Origin of the sequence: Frankia canadensis, from assembly GCF_900197875.1 — a bacterium.
Lineage (GTDB): Bacteria > Actinomycetota > Actinomycetes > Frankiales > Frankiaceae > Frankia > Frankia canadensis.
In genome coordinates this window covers 1-4,287 of sequence record NZ_FZMO01000297.1, presented here as the reverse complement: position 1 = coordinate 4,287, position 4,287 = coordinate 1, and the positions used below count along the sequence as shown (strand labels likewise).

The 4,287-nt window shown below is 73.5% G+C and carries 4 protein-coding genes; 3 read left to right on the top strand and 1 reads right to left on the bottom strand.

The window, feature by feature from the left end; all coding sequences use genetic code 11:
* Nucleotides 1-311: 311 nt before the first annotated feature.
* The gene (locus C1A33_RS21125) at nt 312-1,325 is read left to right on the top strand and encodes an alpha/beta hydrolase (protein ID WP_101833150.1); all 1,014 of its coding nucleotides are present in this window, start codon (nt 312-314) and stop codon (nt 1,323-1,325) included.
* A gap of 57 nt (nt 1,326-1,382) precedes the next feature.
* Here the strand turns inward: C1A33_RS21125 and C1A33_RS21120 are convergent, their stop codons facing one another.
* Complete coding sequence (locus C1A33_RS21120; RefSeq protein ID WP_101833149.1) at nt 1,383-2,141, bottom strand: SDR family oxidoreductase; 759 nt, start codon at nt 2,139-2,141, stop codon at nt 1,383-1,385.
* 492 nt (nt 2,142-2,633) lie between these two features.
* On the opposite strand from C1A33_RS21120, the gene C1A33_RS21115 reads away from it, so the two are divergent.
* Together C1A33_RS21115 and C1A33_RS21110 are read left to right on the top strand one after the other, a co-directional pair.
* Nucleotides 2,634-3,845, top strand: a complete 1,212-nt coding sequence (locus C1A33_RS21115) for an acetyl-CoA C-acetyltransferase (protein WP_101833148.1) — start codon at nt 2,634-2,636, stop codon at nt 3,843-3,845.
* 75 nt (nt 3,846-3,920) lie between these two features.
* The coding region (locus tag C1A33_RS21110) for a hypothetical protein (RefSeq protein ID WP_423748116.1) at nt 3,921-4,287 on the top strand (367 nt) is incomplete at its 3' end.

The following is a 4,287-nucleotide window of genomic DNA, read 5'->3' as shown; positions in this document are numbered from 1 at the left end:
GGAAGGCGCCGTACAGCTCGGCCGGGTCCCGGCGCCACCGGCGCGGGTTGCGCATGTCGAAGTAGACGCCGACGTCCATCGACCCTCACCTTCCGCCGGGGCGCGCCGCGGAGCTGGCCACCGGCCTGACCTGATGAAGAACAATAATTTGACGCTATCGGCTCTGAGGGTCGGCGTCGAGAAGGTGGAACGGCGCTGGATCCCTCGTGGACCTGCCCGAAGGTGGGGAGCCGGCTCGACCGCGAGCGGCCGCCAACGGTAGAGTGATATAAATCATATATCTATTTTCCGGGTTTTGCCGGGAGGATCGCATGACAGGCGCCATCGAGTCCGTCCGCGGGGAACAGGTGGGCCCACCGCCGCCGTTCGACGGCGAGCTCGCCGCCGTACTGGACGCCTTCGTGAGCGCGGGAGCCCCGGAGATCACCCTGGACGCCCTCGAGGCCATGCGGGCGAGCAGCGGCGCCCTGATCGCGCATGAGGATCTCACCCGCGCGGGGGCGGCCGAGACGCACGAGATCACGGTGGCGGGCCCGCCGGACGCACCGGACGTGACGCTGCTGGTCTGCCGGCCCGCGGGGAGCGCCGCCGGTGCCGCCGCGGCGGCGATGCCGCTGGTGTACTTCATGCACGGCGGCGGCATGATGCTCGGCGACCGACGGCTCGGCTTCGGCGCCGTGGTCGACTGGTGCCTGGAGCTTGGGCTCGTCGCCGTGTCCGTCGAATACCGGCTCGCCCCCGAGCATTCGTATCCCGCGCCGGTCGAGGACTGCTACGCGGGCCTGCGGTGGGTGGTGGAGCAGGCCGCCGAGCTCGGCGCCGACCCGCGCCGGATCGTGATCGCCGGGGCGAGTGCGGGCGGCGGCCTCGCCGCGTCGCTTGCCCACCTGGTGCGCGACCGCGGCGGCCCGGCGCTGCTCGGCCAGCTGCTCATGTGCCCGATGCTGGACGACCGCAACGACTCGTACTCGACCCTGCAGATGGCCGGCACGGGCGTGTGGAAGCGGTCGGACAACCAGCTCGGCTGGCAGGCCCTGCTCGGTGAGCGGCGCGGCCGCCCCGACGTGCCGCCCTACGCCGCCGCCGCCCGCGCGACCGACCACACCGGCCTGCCGGCGACGTTCCTCGACGTCGGCTCCGCGGAGACCTTCCGGGACGAGGGCGTCGCCTACGCGAACCGGATCTGGCAGGCCGGCGGACAGGCGGAACTGCACGTCTGGCCCGGCGGGTTCCACGGCTTCGACCTGCTCGCGCCGCACACCACGCTCGCCCGCCGGGCCGGGGCGGCGCGCCTCGACTGGCTGCGCCGGCTGCTCACGACCTGAGCCCGCCGGCCGACCTGAGCCCGCCGGCCGAGCCGGCGCCGCGCCGCGGCCGACGCGTCAGGCCTTCGGGCCGCCGGCGACGTAGATCACCTGGCCGGACACGAAGCCCGCGCCCTCGCTGACCAGGAACGACACGGTGTGCGCGATGTCCTCGGGCTGGCCGGGGCGGCCGACCGGGATCGCCTTGGCCCGCTCGGCGGCGTACTCGTCGAAGTCCCGGCCGAGGCGGTCAGCCGTCGCCCGCGTCATCTCGGTGGCGATGAAGCCGGGGGCGATCGAGTTCGCGGTGACGTTGTAGCGGCCCAGCTCGATGGCGATCGTCTTGGTGAAGCCCTGCATGCCGGCCTTCGCGGCGGCGTAGTTCGCCTGGCCGCGGTTGCCGAGCGCCGAGGTGCTCGACAGGTTGACGATCCGGCCCCACTTCGCCTCGACCATGTGCTTCTGGACCTCGCGGGTCATCAGGAACGCGCCGCGCAGGTGCACGGTCAGCACCAGGTCCCAGTCCTGCTCGGTCATCTTGAAGACCAGGTTGTCGCGGGTGACGCCGGCGTTGTTGACCAGCACCGTCGGCGCGCCGAGCTCGCTGGCCACCCGGGCGACCGCCGCGGAGACCTGCGCCGCGTCACTGATGTCCGCGGCGAGGCCCAGGGCCGAGCCGCCGTCGGCGACGATGCTCGCCGCGACCTCCTTGGCGCCCGCCTCGTCGAGGTCGAGCAGCGCCACGGCCAGGCCGTCGGCGGCGAGCCGGCGGGCCGTGGCCGCGCCGATGCCCCGGGCCGCCCCGGTCACGATCGCCACGCGTCGGGTCTCGGTCATTTCGGCATCTCTCCTCGTTCACAGTGGTGGGTCGGAGAGCCCCCGCGAGCCCGGAGGCCTCCGCGTCCCGGTCGCCCGCCGCCTGGACCGGCCCGCCGCCTGGGTTCGTCCGGCGTCAGGGTTCGTCCGGCGCCCGGGTTGGTCCATCGCCTGCCTGGCACGTCGGTTGGGTCCGTCGCGTCGGTCGCCGCGGCGGCCGGCCCGGTCGCCAGCGCCCGAGCCTAGCCCGGTGGGCGCGGACGGCGCCAGCGAAGCGGATCAGTGGTGACGGCGCCCGGGATCAGGACTTCCACCCGTGAAGTCGGGCCTACCGGGACGCGGTGGGGTGCCGGTCACGAATCGGGAATGTGCGTCTCGGCTGAGCTATCGTTCAGGCGGGGCCGGTGGCCTTGTTGGGCTGGCGCGGAGCGCGTAGTGGGCCGTCGTCGCCCGGACGTGTGGACCGCGTGGCCACGAGCTGGCCCCGGCGACCTGGTGCGGACAGGAGTTGTCATGCGTGACGCGGTGATCTGTGAGCCGGTGCGGACCCCGGTCGGGCGCTACGGTGGCGCCTTCAAGGGTCTGAGCGCGCACGAGCTCGGCGCGGCGGTGATCCGGGGGCTGCTGGAGCGCACGAAGCTCACCTCGGCGGACATCGACGACGTCCTGTTCGGCTCCTGCTACCCGACGATGGACGCCCCCGCGCTGGGCCGGGTCGTCGCGCTCGACGCGGGCCTGGACATCACCGTTCCCGGCCTGCAGCTCGACCGCCGGTGCGGCTCGGGCGTGCAGACCGTCGCCATGGCCGCGATGCAGGTCCAGACCGGCGTCTCCGACGTCGTGCTCGCCGGCGGCGCGGAGAGCATGAGCAACGCCGCGTTCTACTCCACCTCGATGCGCTGGGGCCCGAACAGCGGCTCCGTCACCCTGCACGACGCGCTCGCCCGCGGCCGGGTCACCGCCGGCGGCGTGAACCACCCCGTCCCCGGCGGCATGATCGAGACGGCGGAGAACCTGCGCCGCGAGTACTCCATCCCCCGCGCGGAGCAGGACGAGTTCGCGCTGCGCTCCCACCAGCGCGCGGTCGCCGCCCAGAACGAGGGCCGCTTCGCCGACGAGATCATCCCGGTGACGGTCAAGGGTCGCAAGGAGAGCGTCGTCGTCGACCGCGACGAGCACCCGCGCGCCGATTCGAGCCTCGAGTCGCTCGGCCGGCTGCGCGCCATCATGGGCCGCGAGGACCCGGAGTCGACGGTCACCGCCGGCAACTCCTCCGGCCAGAACGACGGGGCGTCCGTCTGTGTCGTCACCCACCCGGAGGCCGCCGAGCGGCTCGGGCTGCGGCCGCTGGCCCGGCTGGTGAGCTGGGCCGTCGCCGGTGTCGAGCCGTCGCGGATGGGCATCGGCCCGGTGCCCTCCACGGCGAAGGCGCTCGAGCGGGCCGGCCTGAAGATGTCCGACATGGACCTCATCGAGCTGAACGAGGCCTTCGCCGCCCAGGTGCTCGCCTGCACCCGCGAGTGGGGCTTCGCCGGCGGCGACTGGGACCGTTTCAACGTCAACGGCTCCGGCATCTCGCTCGGCCACCCGGTCGCCGCGACCGGCGGGCGTATCCTCGCCACCCTGCTGCACGAGATGCACCGTCGCGAGGTCCGCTACGGCCTCGAGACCCTGTGCATCGGCGGCGGCCAGGGCATCACCGCCATCTACGAGCGCATCGCCTGACCCGTCCGCCCGGCGTGCCCGCTGGGTCCTCTGCCGCGGGCATGCCGCTGGGCCGCGCGCCGAGCTGTGATCGTCATGGTCGCCGTCGGCGCGCGGCGGGCCGTGGCAGCATTCTGGCAATGTGACGGCGGTCTGTGTCGCGAACCTAGGGACGAATCGGACACGACACGCCGAGTTCGCGACCGGTCCGGGAGGCTGCTGATCGCCGCGCGGCGGCTGGGCCGGTCCGGAAGTCTGGGCCAGCAGGCTCGCGGCAGCGCGGCGGCGGCGCGCGCCTTGGTCAAGGACGGCGGCCTCCGCCTCACCATCGCCCGCGAGTACGACCTCGCCGACCTGCCCCGGGCGATCGCGAACCTCGCCGAGGGACGCATAAGGGAAAGGCGGTTGTCCGCGTCGGCTGACGCGGACAACCGGCTGGGCGTGGACATGACGAAGCCGCCAG